At 61.2% G+C, this 14,643-nt stretch carries 15 protein-coding genes and 1 pseudogene; 11 read left to right on the top strand and 5 right to left on the bottom strand.

Annotation, left to right across the window (positions count from 1 at the left end):
* Together PMI35_RS35505 and PMI35_RS06300 are read left to right on the top strand one after the other, a co-directional pair.
* Window positions 1-227 (top strand): annotated as a pseudogene (locus tag PMI35_RS35505) (hypothetical protein); the annotation flags it as partial.
* A 415-nt stretch (window positions 228-642) separates the two neighbouring features.
* The gene (locus PMI35_RS06300; RefSeq protein WP_008064132.1) at window positions 643-918 is read left to right on the top strand and encodes a hypothetical protein; all 276 of its coding nucleotides are present in this window, start codon (window positions 643-645) and stop codon (window positions 916-918) included.
* A gap of 215 nt (window positions 919-1,133) precedes the next feature.
* On the opposite strand, the gene PMI35_RS06305 is transcribed toward PMI35_RS06300, so the two are convergent.
* The 4 genes from PMI35_RS06305 to rsgA form a co-directional block, all read right to left on the bottom strand.
* Window positions 1,134-1,625, bottom strand: a complete 492-nt coding sequence (locus PMI35_RS06305) for a toll/interleukin-1 receptor domain-containing protein (protein ID WP_008064130.1) — start codon at window positions 1,623-1,625, stop codon at window positions 1,134-1,136.
* The gene (locus tag PMI35_RS06310) at window positions 1,625-2,584 is read right to left on the bottom strand and encodes a caspase family protein (RefSeq protein WP_008064128.1); all 960 of its coding nucleotides are present in this window, start codon (window positions 2,582-2,584) and stop codon (window positions 1,625-1,627) included. Before PMI35_RS06310 ends, PMI35_RS06305 begins: the two co-directional genes overlap by 1 nt.
* A gap of 2 nt (window positions 2,585-2,586) precedes the next feature.
* A complete protein-coding gene (locus PMI35_RS06315) occupies window positions 2,587-2,994 on the bottom strand; it encodes a TIR domain-containing protein (protein WP_008064126.1) in 408 nt (135 codons plus the stop codon).
* A gap of 199 nt (window positions 2,995-3,193) precedes the next feature.
* Complete coding sequence (rsgA, locus tag PMI35_RS06320) at window positions 3,194-4,225, bottom strand: small ribosomal subunit biogenesis GTPase RsgA (RefSeq protein WP_008064125.1); 1,032 nt, start codon at window positions 4,223-4,225, stop codon at window positions 3,194-3,196.
* A 107-nt stretch (window positions 4,226-4,332) separates the two neighbouring features.
* Between rsgA and orn the strand changes: the two genes are divergently transcribed.
* On the top strand, window positions 4,333-4,875 hold the full coding sequence (gene orn / locus PMI35_RS06325; protein WP_008064123.1) for an oligoribonuclease: 543 nt from the start codon (window positions 4,333-4,335) through the stop codon (window positions 4,873-4,875).
* Window positions 4,876-4,963: 88 nt separating this feature from the next.
* Window positions 4,964-5,575, top strand: coding sequence for a trimeric intracellular cation channel family protein (locus PMI35_RS06330; RefSeq protein WP_008064122.1), 612 nt, complete (start codon window positions 4,964-4,966; stop codon window positions 5,573-5,575).
* Here PMI35_RS06330 and queG read toward each other — a convergent pair.
* Window positions 5,557-6,636 (bottom strand): tRNA epoxyqueuosine(34) reductase QueG, encoded by a 1,080-nt coding sequence (gene queG, locus PMI35_RS06335; protein WP_008064121.1) that lies wholly within the window; start codon window positions 6,634-6,636, stop codon window positions 5,557-5,559. The two genes, PMI35_RS06330 and queG, sit on opposite strands and share 19 nt — an antisense overlap.
* Before the next feature lie 63 nt (window positions 6,637-6,699).
* On the opposite strand from queG, the gene PMI35_RS06340 reads away from it, so the two are divergent.
* The 7 genes from PMI35_RS06340 (at window position 6,700) to hflX (ending at window position 14,635) form a co-directional block, all read left to right on the top strand.
* Window positions 6,700-8,199 carry a bifunctional ADP-dependent NAD(P)H-hydrate dehydratase/NAD(P)H-hydrate epimerase gene (locus tag PMI35_RS06340; protein WP_008064120.1) on the top strand — a complete coding sequence of 500 codons (1,500 nt, stop codon included), beginning with the start codon at window positions 6,700-6,702 and terminating at the stop codon, window positions 8,197-8,199.
* Entirely contained in the window at window positions 8,187-8,657 is a 471-nt protein-coding gene (gene tsaE, locus PMI35_RS06345; protein WP_008064119.1) for a tRNA (adenosine(37)-N6)-threonylcarbamoyltransferase complex ATPase subunit type 1 TsaE, read from the top strand. Before PMI35_RS06340 ends, tsaE begins: the two co-directional genes overlap by 13 nt.
* Window positions 8,658-10,088, top strand: a complete 1,431-nt coding sequence (locus PMI35_RS06350) for an N-acetylmuramoyl-L-alanine amidase (protein WP_008064118.1) — start codon at window positions 8,658-8,660, stop codon at window positions 10,086-10,088. It begins immediately after the preceding gene.
* Window positions 10,085-11,995 carry a DNA mismatch repair endonuclease MutL gene (gene mutL, locus PMI35_RS06355; protein ID WP_008064117.1) on the top strand — a complete coding sequence of 637 codons (1,911 nt, stop codon included), beginning with the start codon at window positions 10,085-10,087 and terminating at the stop codon, window positions 11,993-11,995. The genes PMI35_RS06350 and mutL overlap by 4 nt, the downstream gene beginning before the upstream one ends.
* Entirely contained in the window at window positions 11,995-12,966 is a 972-nt protein-coding gene (miaA, locus tag PMI35_RS06360) for a tRNA (adenosine(37)-N6)-dimethylallyltransferase MiaA (RefSeq protein ID WP_008064115.1), read from the top strand. Before mutL ends, miaA begins: the two co-directional genes overlap by 1 nt.
* Before the next feature lie 94 nt (window positions 12,967-13,060).
* A complete protein-coding gene (gene hfq, locus PMI35_RS06365; RefSeq protein WP_007902656.1) occupies window positions 13,061-13,321 on the top strand; it encodes an RNA chaperone Hfq in 261 nt (86 codons plus the stop codon).
* Window positions 13,322-13,333: 12 nt separating this feature from the next.
* The gene (gene hflX / locus PMI35_RS06370; protein ID WP_008064113.1) at window positions 13,334-14,635 is read left to right on the top strand and encodes a ribosome rescue GTPase HflX; all 1,302 of its coding nucleotides are present in this window, start codon (window positions 13,334-13,336) and stop codon (window positions 14,633-14,635) included.
* The last annotated feature ends 8 nt before the right edge of the window (window positions 14,636-14,643 follow it).

Genomic DNA, 14,643 nt, shown 5'->3' with positions numbered 1-14,643 from the left:
CGAGCATGCTCGCGATGGTCGTCAACGATGACGAGGGCTATCTGAATGCCCGTGTTGTTCTGGCGTTTTTCGCGAGCATGCTCGCTCCTACAGGGCCCGCCACGCTGGACCATACATCGCCCAGCGCGGCTAAACCGGCATCCATGCCAGTTTACCCACTGCGCAGAACCGGAACGAAGCCTCTCGAAGTGGGCAAGAAAATCAAAAGCCAAAACGAAGCGGCCTGACTTTTACGGCTGTACCTGATCCCCTGTAGGAGCGAGCCTGCTCGCGATGGTCGTTAACGATAACGCGTGCTGTCTGGATCCACTCGGCGCATTTGAGTCCATTGCCAGCAAGCCGGCTCCTCCAGGTTTTGCGTTATCTGCATTTCCGGGGTTCAGTGAAGAACTTTTTTGCCTGTTGTCTCGTCTTGAATAAAATTTAAATTTGCTGCTGCGTCATTCCGTGCCATGTCATGCCGGTGCTTTCGAGGGGGTTTGCGTTTCCTTACTGGTTGTAGGAATGATCTGAAATTTCGTGCCGGGGTTCTCAGTCGTGCAAGCGTCTGCCTATAGTTCCGTCGTTGCTGCCAACGCGGTGACCGATCTTAGCCGGTCGAAACAAAGATGAACCTCTCGAAATTATCCGGAGTTTTGACCCATGGCTAAGTACCACCCGCTCCAAGGCAACTTCAGCGTCGGCCCAACGCTGTACATCGACACTGAAGCCCGCGCTTCCGATCTGCTTGAAACAGCCGTTCACCGACTAAAAGCCGCCCGCAATTTGCTCAACAGCGTCACCTGCCTGTGCATAAAAGACGCCGAAGGTCACGATCTGGAGCATTTCGCCAATGCCGCGCACATGCTGGTTCAGGATGGCTGTGATGCCTTGGACGCCCTGGGCTGGAAGCTGGAAAAGGCCACAAGTGATATCTAGTCCTGGACCAGGGCTGATCGATCATTTTCGTGGTGTCACGAAAATGATCGGGGATGGTGAGTCGCTTTCAGGACTAGACACGGCAAAAATTCCACTCGCCGCAGTCTTATAGGCGTCGGCTTGCTGACGATGATCGATCTGCGTTTTGTTCAGTTAACCGCGGTGAATCGCCAACCCCAATCGGTAGAGAGGACTGATTGGGGAGAGGCATGACGTCAGAAACCGCGAGTAATTCTGGACTTCAAATCAGTATGGAATCGATCGGCGTTAGTCCTGTTGACGCTACGCACCGACTCGCTGCCCGTCACCGACTCCAGTGACATCGAACGCTTGAGCGTCGATTCGCTGCGATAAGCATCAATAAAGAACTCAATATCCTTTTCGCTGGTCAACTTCGGCCATTTGTCCAGGTACAGCGGCAGCTCTGTCGGGCCGGTCTTGAACGAGCAGATACGCCGATTGGTGATGGTCGCTTCGCCGATTTCGAACGGCACCCACCAGGACAGCGCGGTTTTCTCCGACACCACCGCAAGCAGGTGCGTGCATTCGCTGATGTTGCGGGTGATCACGCCAGTGATGTCGTCGGTGGTCTGGGATTCGGAATCCAGTACGTCGAGGTAGGTCTTGATATTGGCCTGTATCAGGCGCGTGTTGATGTGGATCGCGTGGGCGCGGTCCATGTGGCGGTAGCTGATAAACACTGGCATCAGAAATGTCCCTTGATCGCGAGTTCGCGGTAATAGGCGCCCAGGGCGGTGAGGCGACAGCCCGTGGAGTGGATGGCGGCGTAGTACATGTGTTCGGCGTCCACCGGTTCGACCAGGCTGTGGCGGTTGCACTTTTGCAGCTGGGCGAAGACCTCGCCCTGTTCCGGGTTGAACTCGGGTTCGGTAGGCTCAAAACTGGGGGCGAGGGGGTACATCGACTCCGCCTCGGCAAACCATTCGGGGAGTTTGCGCAGGATTTCCTTGGGGATCAGCGGTGACACTTCGCGCAGGGAGATGAACTGCGAGACGTTGGTCTTGAACACCGGACGCTGCTCCCAGGCATCGAGCGCGTTGTCGACAAACGCATACAGGCTGCCAGGGGTGATCTTGCCCAGGATGTTCGCCGCTCCTCCGTGCAGGGCCTGCAGCAACAACCCGGTGAACACACCGTGCTGTGCGCCCTCCAGCGCCGGCTCGTCCTTTTTGCAGGCGGTCAGAATGGTCATGCCTTCGCCGACCACGCTGCCTTCGCTGCGCAAGGCCCGCAGTTCGCCGGCCGAGCCGCTCTGGCAGCAATCGAGAATGATCACTTTGTTCTTGATCTTCGTGGCCTTGCTGGCCCAGTTCAGAATGTCGCTGAGGCGAATCCCGTCCTTGGCGCTCTTGTAATCCTGCGGGATCAACATGCCTTCGTCGGTGTCGGTGTCGAAGCTGCCGTGGCCGGCGAAATACAGCAGGGCGACATTGCAGTCCCCGGAAAACAGCTCGCGGATCTGGTCTTCGAGTTTTCCCCGGCCCAGGTAGTCCTCGGCGGAGGTCAGCACGATGTTCTTGAAGTTCGGGTCGCCGTTGGCGTCGGTCTTCAGCACCGAGGCCATGGCCATGGCGTCGTTGCTGCAGCCCCTCAGGCTCGACACATGGGTGTAGTCGTTGATGCCGATAAACAGTCCCTTGCGCATGGTTACACCGCCGTATGCTGGCGAATCGCGTTGATGATGCTGTTGGTGTTCCACGCGCATTCGGCATGTGCCGCGTCACGGACCACCGTGGAAATGCGCTCGGCACCGAACGGCTTGATCGCAATGATCACCTTGCCCATGCGCTTGGCGATCTCGATTTCCTTGTTGATCCACTTGCTGTAGGTGGCATACATCCCGGCCATGATCAATACCGCCGAGCACGGCCGGATCTTGTTCTCGATGGCCTGCTCAAGTTCTTTGTCGGTTTTCGCGCCTTCAATCGGGTTCTCCGGCGGCACCGAAAAATTCTTGAACGTGAAGTCCGGCTTGGCGTTGAGCAGGCGCACGAGACTGTCGTGGGCGTCGGAGTAGTTCCACGAGTGGCTGATGAACAGGTGGTAGGTTTGCATGGGTGTCCCTCGGTGTCGCAGGAGTGCGAAGAGGGTTTGAACTTAGGCGATTGCAGGGCAGCCACAAGGGGGCGGCGCCGAAACAGAAATACCCTACAGGCGAGGGTACGCAAGTCCTACAGAAGGTTCTGACGTTTAAGTGGGGGTGGGATCCAGCCGCCGACCGCCCCGCTGAAGCCAGGGCGCTCGGCACGTCTGTTTAGTAGCCGTTTTCCGGCAGGCTGGCGATGATCGACCGGTAGCTGTTCATCCGTTGCTGTTGCACGCGGCCATCTTCCAGGGCCTTGAGCAGGGCACAACCGGGTTCGCGGTCGTGCTTGCAGTCACGGAAGCGGCAGGTGCCGAGCAGGTCGTTGAACTCGATGAAACCGGCCTCGACATCGGCGCGGCTGACGTGGCCCAGGCCGAATTCGCGAATACCCGGGGAGTCGATCAGCTCGCCGCCACCGGGGAAGTGGAACAGGCGCGCGGTGGTGGTGGTATGTGTGCCCTGGCCGGACAGCTCGGATAACGGGCCGACGCGGGTTTCGACTTCCGGCAGCAGGCTGTTGACCAGCGACGACTTGCCGACGCCGGACTGGCCGACGAACACGCTGATGCGCCCGTCCAGTTGCTTCTGCAGTTGTTCCATGCCGTTACCGTGGTGGGCCGACACTTCCAGCACGGGATAACCCAGGGTGCGGTAGACCGCGAGCAAGGCATTCAGCGCCGGGGCGTTGTGCTCGTCGATCAGGTCGAACTTGTTCAGCAACAGCAGCGGTTTGATGCCCGCGTGTTCGGCGGCTACGAGGTAGCGGTCGATCAGGTTGGCATGGGGCTCAGGCAGCGGCGCGAACACGATGACAATCATGTCGACGTTCGCCGCTACGGGTTTGAGCTGGCCACGGCTGTCCGGGCGGCAGAGTTCGGTATTGCGTGGCAATTGCGCCACGATGACGCCGATACCCTGGTTGCCAGCACGCCAGACCACCTGGTCGCCGGTCACCAGCGCAGGCAGGTTGGCACGCAGGTGGCAGCGGAACACCTGGCCGGCCAGCTCGCCATCGCGGGCCTCGACTTCGACCTGCACACCGAAGTGCGCGATCACCAGGCCGTGCTGTTCCGGGCCCAGGTCGCCGCCCTCAAGTGCCTCGACAGCCGAGGACTCGCGTTTGGCGGCGCGGGCAGCGCGTTCGCCCTGAATCTTTTCGATGCGCCAGTTTTGACGACGATTGAGTTGGCGTTTGGCCATGGGTGTTCCGTAGTAATAATGCAGCGATTAGGTAAAACGGCCGCGAGTTTAGCACGCCCGGCCGCCGGCCTAGGCTAAACTGCGCAGCATTGCCTAGGAGCCGACACATGCAAAACCCGCAGAACCTGATCTGGATCGACCTGGAAATGACCGGTCTGAACCCGGATACCGATGTCATCATCGAAATGGCCACCATTGTCACCGACAGCGACCTGAACACCCTGGCCGAAGGTCCGGTGATCGCGATCCATCACAGCGACGAAATCCTCGCCGGCATGGACGAGTGGAACACCCGTCAACATGGCGGTTCGGGCCTGACCCAGCGCGTGCGCGAGAGCCGCATCAGCATGGCCGAAGCTGAAGCGCAAACCATCGCCTTCCTGGAGAAGTGGGTGCCCAAGGGCAAGTCGCCGATCTGCGGCAACAGCATTTGCCAGGATCGTCGCTTTCTTTATACCCACATGAAATCCCTGGAAAGCTATTTCCACTACCGCAACCTCGACGTTTCGACCCTCAAGGAGCTGGCCGCTCGCTGGGCGCCGGACGTTCGCGACAGCTTCAAGAAGGGCAGCACCCACCTGGCGCTGGACGACATCCGCGAGTCGATCGCCGAGCTGCAGCACTATCGCCAGCATTTCATCAAGGTTTGATCGGGTGGCATAAACGCTGACACTTTGCCCCCTTTTGGTGCTTCGGCGAAGTGCGTAGACTGCGCGCCTTTTCGCAAGGATCGCCACCATGTTGCTGATGCTTTACCTGATCGCCATCACCGCCGAGGCCATGACCGGTGCCCTGTCCGCCGGGCGTCGCGGCATGGACTGGTTCGGCGTGGTGCTGATCGCGTGCGTCACGGCGCTGGGCGGCGGTTCGGTGCGCGACGTGCTGCTCGGCCACTACCCGCTGACCTGGGTCAAACACCCGGAATACCTGGTGCTGACCACCATTGCAGCCATGATCACGGTGTTTACCGCACGCTGGATGCGCCATCTGCGTTCATTGTTCCTGGTGCTCGACGCCGTCGGCCTGGTGGCGTTCACGCTGATCGGCTGCATGACCGCCCTGGAAATGGGGCATGGCATGTTGGTCGCGTCGGTCAGCGGTGTGATCACTGGGGTTTTTGGCGGCATCCTGCGGGACATCTTCTGCAACGATATTCCGCTGATCTTTCGGCGCGAGCTATACGCCAGCGTCTCCTTCGCGGCGGCGTGGTGCTACATGCTCTGCCTGTACCTGAATCTGCCTGGGGAGCAGGCGATCCTGATCACGCTGTTCGGCGGTTTCCTGCTACGTCTGCTGGCGATCCGCTTCCATTGGGAAATGCCCAAGTTCGTCTATAACGACGAGGCCTGACGGTCGGCGTGCTGCTGCAACGCCCACTCGACATGCTCGCGGACCAATTCGGACGGATGTTCGCGTCGTGCCTTCAGCGCTTCCAGTACCGGAATCGTTGAGGGCGCATTCCCCAAGCCCACGGCCAGGTTGCGCAGCCAGTTTTCGTAACCGGTCCGGCGCAAGGGCGAACCTTCGGTGCTGCTCAGGAATTTATCCTCGTCCCACATGAACAGCTCGGCCAGTTCGGCGTTGTCCAGGTTGTGCCGCGGCTTGAAGTCGCTTTCGCCAGACGGGCGGGCGAAGCGGTTCCACGGGCAGACGATCTGGCAGTCATCGCAACCGAACACCCGATTGCCGATCAGCGGCCGTAGCTCTTCGGGGATGGCGCCCTTGAGTTCGATGGTCAAATAGGAAATGCAGCGCCGGGCGTCCAGCACATAGGGGCCGACGAAGGCATTGGTCGGGCAGATGTCGAGGCAAGCGCTGCAGCGGCCGCAGTGTTCAGTGGCATGGGGTGGGTCCACCGGCAGCGGCAGGTCGACGAACAGTTCGGCGAGGAAGAAATAGCTGCCGGCCTTGCGATTCAGGACCAGGGTGTTTTTGCCGATCCAGCCCAGGCCTGCTTTCTCCGCGATGGCTTTTTCCAGGACGGGAGCGCTGTCGACGAACGCGCGATAGCCAAACGGGCCAATCTCGGCCTGAATTTTTTCCGCCAGATGTTGCACGCGTTTGCGGATCAGTTTGTGGTAATCGCGGCCCAAGGCATAACGCGAGACGTAGGCTTTTTCCGGTTGGGCGAGCAATTGCGCCATTCTGGTATCGCCTGACAGGTAGTCCATGCGCAGCGACACCACGCGCAAGGTGCCCGGCACCAGTTCTTCGGGGTGCGAGCGTTTGCTGCCGTGGGCGCCCATGTAGTCCATTTCGCCGTGGTAGCCGGCGGCGAGCCAGCGTTCCAGGTGCTGCTCATGCTCGGCCAGGTCCAGGCCGCTGATGCCGACTTGTTGAAAGCCCAGCTCGCGGCCCCAGTCCTTGATGGATTGGGCGAGGGCAGGCAGGTCTGTGGTAATAGCGGGCATGAGGCGAGAGAAACCGGAGCTGAGGTGCGTATAATTCTGCCAGACATCGGAGCCCGTAGACGCATGCCGCACACTAAAGATGATTTACCCGACGCGCTGTATAGCGCCGCGCAAGTGCGAGGGCTCGATGCGAGCCTGATTGCGGCCGGTACGCCGGGCTTCGAATTGATGCAGCGTGCCGCACGGGCCACCTGGCGGGCACTGGTCCGACATTGGCCGGCGGCGAATGAATTGACGGTGGTCACAGGTCACGGCAATAACGCTGGCGACGGTTACCTGGTCGCCGTGCTGGCCAAGCGCGGCGGCTGGACGGTACGGGTGCTGGCGGCGGGCGATCCGCAACAACTGCGCGGTGATGCGGCTTCGGCCCATGCCGAAGCGGTGGCCGAAAACGTTGCGATCGAAGTGTGGAGCGCGCAATCGGGGTACCGTGGCATCGTCCTGGACGCCTTGCTCGGTACCGGCCTGACCGGTGACGTGCGCGAGCCGTACGCCAGTGTCATTGCGGCGATCAACGCCAGCGGCCTTCCGGTGGTGGCGGTGGACATCCCCTCCGGGCTATGCGCCGATACCGGTCGCATCCTCGGTTGTGCCGTGCGAGCCGATCTGACGGTGACCTTTATCGGCTTGAAGCTGGGGTTGTTCACCGGCGACGCGGCCAATGTGGTGGGCGAGCGGGTGTTCAATGACCTGCATGCCGATCCCCGGCTGATCGAAGGGGCACCGATTACCGCCCGGCGCCTGACGGCCGGCAACCTGCCGTGCCTGGCCGCCCGCAACGGCGCTTCCCATAAGGGCCAGTTCGGCCACGTATTGCTGATCGGTGGCGATCGTGGGCTGGGCGGGGCGATCCTGTTGAGCGCGCAAAGTGCATTGCGCAGCGGCGCGGGCATGGTGTCGCTGGCGACCCGCCCCGAGCATGTGCCCGCTGCGCTGGCCCGGATTCCCGAGGCAATGGCGTTGGGCACTGCGTCGGCCAACCAGCTGATGGATTTGCTTCAAAAGGTGTCCGTACTGGTGGTCGGCCCTGGACTCGGGCAGGGTGCCTGGGGGCGCAGCCTGTTGTCGGCCGCCGCCAACGCACCATTGCCGCAAGTCTGGGACGCCGATGCGCTGAACCTGCTGGCCGAAGGCCGGGTGAACTTGCCCAAGGAGTGTGTGATCACGCCGCATCCGGGGGAAGCCGCGCGGTTGCTGGGGCTCAGCACGGCCCAGGTTCAGGCGGATCGCCCTGCGGCGGCCCATGCGTTGAGCAAAAAATACACAGCAGTGGTGGTGCTCAAGGGTGCCGGTAGTCTGATCGCCTGTCCTGACGGGCGGCTTGCCGTGTGCCATCAGGGCCATCCGGCGATGGCCGCCGCCGGGCTGGGCGACGTGCTGGCCGGCCTGGTCGGTGCGCTGCTGGCACAGGGCATGGCAGCGTTCGACGCGACGTGCCTGGCGGTCTGGCTGCACGCCAATGCCGGTGAACACCAAGGTAAATTCGGCCGCGGGCTGGCGGCCAGTGATCTGATACCAGCCATTCGTCAGTTGTTGGAGGAGCAAGCACCGTGTCTGAAGTAACCCTGTACCTGGCCGATGAGCAGGCCATGAGCGACTTTGGCGCACGTATCGCCCGTATCACCGAGGGGCATGGCCTGATCTTCCTTGAAGGTAATCTCGGCATGGGGAAAACCACCTTGTCCCGGGGTATCATCCGTGGCCTGGGGCATGTGGGGGCGGTCAAAAGCCCGACCTTCACCTTGGTCGAGCCCTATGAGATCGGTGACGTTCGCGCCTTCCATTTCGACCTGTATCGCCTGGTCGATCCGGAGGAGCTGGAGTTTCTCGGCATCCGCGACTATTTCGAAGACGATGCCCTGTGCCTGATCGAGTGGCCCGATAAAGGTGCAGGCTTTTTGCCAAAGCCCGACCTGACCATTACCATTAGCCCGCAAGACAGCGGGCGTTCGCTGAAAATTTTACCCAGGGGCTCGCGTGGCGAGGCCTGGTGTGCCGCTTTGGCATTGGAATCCAAATAAATGATGGGGTTAGGTATGCGCTTTCGCGCGTTGGTTGCTGCCGTAGGGGTGTTGTTTCTGGCGGTGACCGTCGACGCTGTGGCCGAGACGAAGGTCAACAGCGTTCGCCTGTGGCGGGCTCCGGATAACACGCGGCTGGTGTTTGACCTGACCGGCCCCGTGCAGCACAGCGTCTTTACGCTGACGTCCCCGGATCGCCTGGTCATCGACATCAATGGCGCGAGCCTCGGTGCGCCGTTGAACGTCAATTCGTCCAACACCCCGATCACCGCGATGCGCTCGGCACAACGTACGCCGACCGACTTGCGGGTGGTCATCGACCTGAAAAAGGCGGTGACACCAAAAAGCTTCTCCCTGGCGCCCAACGCCCAGTATGGCAATCGCCTGGTGGTCGATCTGTTCGACAATCCGGCCGATGCCGCACCGCCGCCAGCACCGACGCCATCGGTGGCCACGGTGCCGGCCGTTCCGGTCACGCCTGCCGAACCTGCGATCAAGCTGCCTCCGGCCCCGGCCGGCAAGCGCGACATCGTTGTGGTGATCGATGCCGGTCACGGTGGTGAAGACCCGGGCGCCTCCGGCTCCCGTGGTCAGCGCGAGAAAGACGTGGTGCTGCAGATCGCCCGCGAGACGCAACGCCAGGTCAATGGCATGAAAGGCTTCCGTGCGGAACTGACCCGCACCGGCGACTACTTCATTCCACTGCGTGGCCGTACGGAAATCGCCCGCAAGAAAGGCGCCGACCTGTTCGTCTCGATTCACGCCGACGCCGCGCCTTCTGCCGCGGCGTTCGGTGCCTCGGTGTTCGCCTTGTCCGATCGCGGCGCCACTTCGGAGACCGCGCGCTGGTTGGCCGACAGTGAAAACCGTTCCGACCTGATCGGTGGTGCCGGCAACGTCAGCCTCGACGACAAGGACCGCATGCTGGCCGGCGTATTGCTCGACCTGTCGATGACCGCGTCCCTGACCTCCAGCCTGAACGTCGGCCAGAAAGTGCTGAGTAACATTGGCCGGGTCACGCCCCTGCACAAGCAGCGGGTCGAGCAGGCCGGGTTCATGGTGCTGAAGTCGCCGGACATTCCGTCGATCCTGGTCGAAACCGGGTTTATCTCCAACGCCAACGAAGCCTCCAAGCTTGCTGCATCGAGCCACCAGCAGGCGCTGGCGCGATCCATCAGCAGCGGCGTGCGCCAGTTCTTCCAGCAAAATCCGCCACCGGGCACTTACATCGCCTGGCTGCGTGATTCCGGAAAAATCGCTCAAGGCCCGCGTGACCATCGGGTAAACCCGGGCGAGACGCTGGCAATGATCGCGGTGCGCTATCAGGTGTCGCCGGCGACCCTGCGCAGCGCCAACAACCTGTCGAGCGATGAGCTCAAGATCGGTCAACATTTGACCATTCCGGGCACTGAACTGGCGGCCAAGGAATGAACGAGGTCGTGAACAACAGCGCCCGCATCGAGCTGCTCAGCCCGCGGCTGGCGAACCAGATCGCCGCCGGCGAGGTGGTTGAGCGCCCGGCTTCGGTGATCAAGGAGCTGCTGGAAAACAGCCTCGATTCCGGCGCCAAGCGCATCGATGTCGATGTGGAGCAGGGCGGCGTCAAGTTGCTGCGGGTACGCGACGATGGCAGCGGCATTTCCGCCGATGACCTGCCGCTGGCCCTGGCGCGACACGCCACCAGCAAGATCCGCAACCTGGAAGATCTGGAACAGGTCATGAGCCTGGGCTTTCGCGGTGAGGCCCTGGCGTCGATCAGTTCGGTGGCGCGCCTGACCCTGACCTCGCGCACCCGCGATGCCGAGCAGGCCTGGCAAGTCGAAACCGAAGGCCGTGACATGGCTCCACGGGTGCAGCCTGCGGCCCATCCGGTGGGTACGTCGGTCGAAGTGCGCGACCTGTTCTTCAATACCCCGGCACGCCGCAAGTTCCTCAAGACCGAAAAAACCGAATTCGATCACCTGCAGGAAGTCATCAGGCGCCTGGCCCTGGCGCGGTTCGACGTGGCCTTTCATCTGCGCCATAACGGCAAGACCATCCTCAGCCTGCACGAAGCCCGCGATGACGCGGCTCGCGCCCGGCGCGTGGCGGCCATTTGCGGGCCAGGTTTCCTGGAGCAGGCGCTGCCGATCGAAATCGAGCGCAATGGCCTGCATCTGTGGGGCTGGGTAGGGTTGCCGACCTTCAACCGCAGCCAGGCGGACTTGCAGTATTTCTTCGTCAATGGCCGTGCCGTGCGCGACAAGCTGGTGGCACACGCCGTGCGCCAGGCTTATCGCGACGTGCTGTTCAATGGTCGGCATCCGACATTCGTGCTGTTTTTCGAGGTCGATCCGACGGGCGTCGACGTCAACGTGCACCCCACCAAGCACGAAGTGCGCTTCCGTGAAGGGCGCATGGTTCACGATTTCCTTTATGGCACCTTGCACCGTGCCTTGGGCGATGTGCGACCGGACGATCACCTGGCAGCCCCGGTTGCGACAGCCGTAGTGCGGCCTACCGGCCTTGAGGCCGGTGAATTCGGCCCGCAGGGTGAAATGCGCCTGGCGGCCAATGCGCTGCTGGAGCAGCCTCAGGCCCAGCCTTCGTTCAATGCGCCGGCTGGTTCCGGTGCTGGCGCCGGATACCAGTATCAATACACCCCGCGTCCGCAGTCGGCTGTTCCAGCTGCCGAGGCACAGGCCGCTTATCGCGAGTTCTTCGCGCCGTTGCCCGAGGCCAACGCGGTAGCGCTGCCAGCCGGTCAGGACGACATCCCGCCGCTGGGCTATGCGTTGGCGCAGCTCAAAGGCATCTACATCCTTTCGGAAAACGCCCAGGGGCTGGTGCTGGTGGACATGCATGCCGCTCACGAGCGGATCATGTACGAGCGCCTGAAAGTCGCAATGGCCAGCGAAGGCTTGAGCGGGCAACCGCTGCTGGTGCCGGAAACCCTGGCGCTCAGCCAGCGTGAAGCCGATTGCGCCGAGGAGCACGTCGCCTGGTTCCAGCGCCTGGGCTTCGAGCTGCAGCGCCTCGGCCCGGAAACCCTGGCCATTCGGCAGATACCGGCCTTGCTCAAGCAGGCTGAGGCCAACCGCCTGGTGGGTGACGTATTGGCCGACTTGATGGAATATGGCACCAGCGACCGGATTCAGGCGCACCTGAACGAACTGCTCGGCACCATGGCCTGCCACGGCGCGGTCCGGGCCAATCGGCGCCTGGCCCTGCCGGAAATGAACGGTCTGCTGCGTGACATGGAAAACACCGAACGCAGCGGTCAATGCAACCATGGCCGACCGACCTGGACCCAATTGGGCCTGGACGATCTGGACAAACTGTTCTTGCGCGGTCGTTGATGAGCCAGTTCCCTCCTGCGATTTTCCTGATGGGCCCGACCGCCGCCGGCAAGACCGACCTGGCCATCGAGCTCACCAAGGTCCTGCCTTGCGAGCTGATCAGCGTCGATTCCGCGCTGGTCTACCGCGGCATGGACATCGGCACCGCCAAGCCGTCAAAAGAACTGCTGGCAGAGTTTCCACACCGTTTGATCGATATTCTCGATCCGGCCGAAGCTTATTCAGCGGCGGATTTCCGTCGCGATGCCCTGCAAGCCATGGCCGACATCACTGCGCGGGGCAAGATTCCGCTGCTGGTCGGCGGCACAATGCTCTATTACAAGGCGTTGGTCGAAGGGCTTGCGGATATGCCTGCCGCCGACCCGGCTGTCCGCGCGCAGATCGAGGAAGAGGCTGCACGCCTTGGCTGGCAGGCGTTGCACGAGCAATTGGCGGTCATTGACCCGGTTTCCGCGGCACGTATTCATCCGAACGATCCGCAGCGATTGAGTCGAGCGCTGGAAGTTTATCGTGTCAGCGGTCAGAGCATGACTGAGCTTCGCTTGCAACAATCTGCGCAAAGTACTGAAGCAGCCGCTTCGGGACGGCAACAATTGCCCTATACTGTCGCGAACTTGGCCATTGCTCCGGCGAATCGCCAGGTACTGCACGAGCGAATTAAACAAAGATTCACCTTAATGTTGGAACAGGGATTCATCGACGAGGTCCTAGCCCTGCGTAATAGAAGTGACCTGCATACCGGGTTGCCGTCTATACGTGCGGTGGGCTACCGCCAAGTCTGGGATTACCTGGATGGCAAGCTGACGTCAGCCGAGATGCAGGAGCGTGGAATCATTGCCACGCGCCAATTGGCGAAGCGCCAGTTCACCTGGCTTCGCAGTTGGGCTGATTTACACTGGTTGGACAGTCTCGATTGCGACAATCTGCCGCGCGCCTTGAAATACCTTGGGACCATCTCCATATTGAGCTGAGTCCTTGCAATTGCCGTCTATCCTTGGGGGTGGGGCGGCCGAAGCCATCTGATTACCTATTTTTTTATATTGAATCCTTAAAGGAGTGCGGCACATGTCAAAAGGGCATTCGCTACAAGACCCTTACTTGAATACTTTACGTAAAGAGAAAGTTGGGGTGTCTATCTACCTGGTCAACGGGATCAAACTGCAAGGTACGATCGAGTCTTTCGACCAATTCGTTATCCTGCTGAAAAACACCGTCAGCCAAATGGTCTACAAACACGCTATCTCTACAGTAGTGCCGGTTCGTCCAATTCGTCTGCCTAGCGCAACCGAATCCGAAGCGGGTGATGCTGAGCCAGGTAACGCCTGATAGGAGTCTCCTTTGTTCTTTGAGCGCCACGGTGGTGGTGAACGGGCCATTCTCGTTCACTTGGATGGACAGGACCCTGAGGCGCGCGAAGATCCGCAGGAGTTTCAGGAGTTGGCAATTTCGGCTGGCGCCGAGACCGTCGCGTTTTTCAACGTGCCGCGTCATCGGCCATCCGCCAAATACCTGATTGGCAGCGGCAAGGTCGAAGAATTACGCGACCTGGTCAAAGCCGAGCAGGTAGATCTGGTGATTTTCAATCACACCCTCACGCCCAGTCAGGAGCGTAACCTCGAACGTGCTTTCGAGTGTCGCGTGATCGACCGCACGGGCCTGATTCTCGATATCTTCGCCCAACGCGCCCGTACCCATGAAGGCAAGCTCCAGGTAGAACTGGCCCAGCTTGAGTACATGAGCACGCGACTGGTTCGCGGCTGGACTCACCTTGAGCGGCAGAAGGGCGGTATCGGCTTGCGCGGTCCGGGTGAAACCCAGCTGGAAACCGACCGGCGTCTGTTGCGGGTTCGCCTGCGGCAGATCAAGGGGCGCCTGGAAAAGGTCCGCAGCCAGCGCGAGCAGTCGCGTCGTGGCCGCAAACGAGCTGACATACCGACGGTTTCACTGGTGGGCTACACCAACGCCGGCAAATCGACGCTGTTCAACTCGGTGACCGATTCCGAAGTTTTCGCCGCCGACCAACTCTTTGCCACCCTCGACCCGACCCTGCGTCGACTCGAACTCGATGACCTCGGGCCGATCGTGCTGGCCGACACCGTGGGTTTCATCCGTCACCTGCCGCACAAACTGGTCGAGGCATTTCGGGCTACGCTCGAAGAGTCGAGCAACTCCGACCTGCTGCTGCATGTGATCGACTCCCATGAACCCGAGCGCATGGCCCAGATTGAACAGGTCATGGTAGTGCTTGGCGAGATCGGGGCCCAGGACTTGCCGATCCTCGAGGTCTATAACAAACTCGATTTGCTCGAGGGGGTGGAGCCGCAGATCCAGCGCGATGCCGATGGCAAGCCGCAACGGGTCTGGTTGTCGGCCAAGGACGGTACAGGTCTGGACCTGCTCAGGCAGGCCGTGGCCGAACTGCTTGGGGATGATTTGTTTGTTGGCACCTTGCGCTTGCCGAACCGATTTGCTCGACTGCGTGCGCAGTTCTTCGAACTCGGTGCGGTACAGAAGGAAGAACATGACGATGAGGGCATCAGTTTGCTGGCCGTTCGTTTGCCACGCGCCGAGTTGAATCGGCTGGTGAGCCGCGAAGGTTTGCAACCGGTGGAATTCATCGAGCAACACACTTTGCAATAAAAGCCTGA

This window comes from Pseudomonas sp. GM78 (assembly GCF_000282475.1).
Classification (GTDB): Bacteria; Pseudomonadota; Gammaproteobacteria; order Pseudomonadales; family Pseudomonadaceae; genus Aquipseudomonas.
Note: the sequence above shows the minus strand (reverse complement) of the source record. Positions and strands in the feature narration are given on the sequence as shown.